At 71.7% G+C, this 943-nt stretch carries 2 protein-coding genes; one reads left to right on the top strand and one right to left on the bottom strand.

Features of this window, described 5'->3' with window-relative positions:
• A partial coding sequence (gene folP / locus ACOADB_RS15620) for a dihydropteroate synthase (RefSeq protein ID WP_378600367.1) occupies positions 1 to 533 on the bottom strand: 533 nt, incomplete at its 3' end.
• A gap of 50 nt (positions 534 to 583) precedes the next feature.
• On the opposite strand from folP, the gene ACOADB_RS15615 reads away from it, so the two are divergent.
• A partial coding sequence (locus tag ACOADB_RS15615; RefSeq protein ID WP_378600364.1) for a DapH/DapD/GlmU-related protein occupies positions 584 to 943 on the top strand: 360 nt, incomplete at its 3' end.

The following is a 943-nucleotide window of genomic DNA, read 5'->3' as shown; positions in this document are numbered from 1 at the left end:
TCGAGCACGATCCGGTCGTCGGCGATGCCCGCGGCGCGGAGGGCCGCCACCCGACCAGCCAGCTCGGCACGCACCGCTTCGACGACACCACCCTCGTAGTCGGCGAGCTGCTGCATGCGGTCGCTGTGGGCACGCCAGTGCATCGCGACGTAGGTGACGCCCGTGCGGGCGACCACGTCGAGGATCGCGGGGTCGGCCAGGCCGCCGGAGACGTCGTTGACGATCCCGGCACCCGCCTCGACGGCCCGCGCCGCGACCTCGGACCGCATCGTGTCGACCGACACCACGGCCCCCTGCGCGGCGAGTGCCTCGATGACGGGTACGACGCGGTCGAGCTCGTCGGCGAGCAGGGGTCGGGTGGCACCCGGCCGGGTCGACTCGCCTCCCACGTCGAGGATGTCCGCGCCATCGGCCAGCAGCTGCAGCCCGTGCGCGATCGCACGCTGCGGGTCGTCGTACCGACCACCGTCGGAGAAGGAGTCGGGCGTGACGTTGACGACGCCCATCACCAACGGTGCCGCAGCCGCGCTCATGGGGAGGAGGCTAACGGTCGGCAGACCGCGTGCATCAGTACGGTGGAGGGGTGAATGCAACCGTCAAGGACACCGCGCAGGTCGCGGACTCGGCCCGGCTGGGCGATGGCACCACCGTCTGGGAGCTGGCCCAGATTCGCGAGGACGCGACGCTCGGCGAGAGCTGCGTGATCGGACGCGGCGCCTACGTCGGCACCGGCGTCACCATGGGCGATCGCTGCAAGCTGCAGAACTACGCACTCGTCTACGAGCCCGCAACGCTCGGCGACGGGGTCTTCATCGGTCCGGCCGCCGTACTGACCAACGACCAGTACCCCCGCTCGGTCTCCCCGGACGGCGACCTGAAGCGCGCCCACGACTGGGAAGCGGTCGGTGTCGAGATCGGCGACGGCGCCTCGATCGGGGCGCGC

Origin of the sequence: Nocardioides sp. CPCC 206348, assembly GCF_048654705.1 — a bacterium.
Classification (GTDB): Bacteria; Actinomycetota; Actinomycetes; order Propionibacteriales; family Nocardioidaceae; genus Nocardioides.
This window is presented reverse-complemented; position numbering and strand designations above follow the sequence as displayed.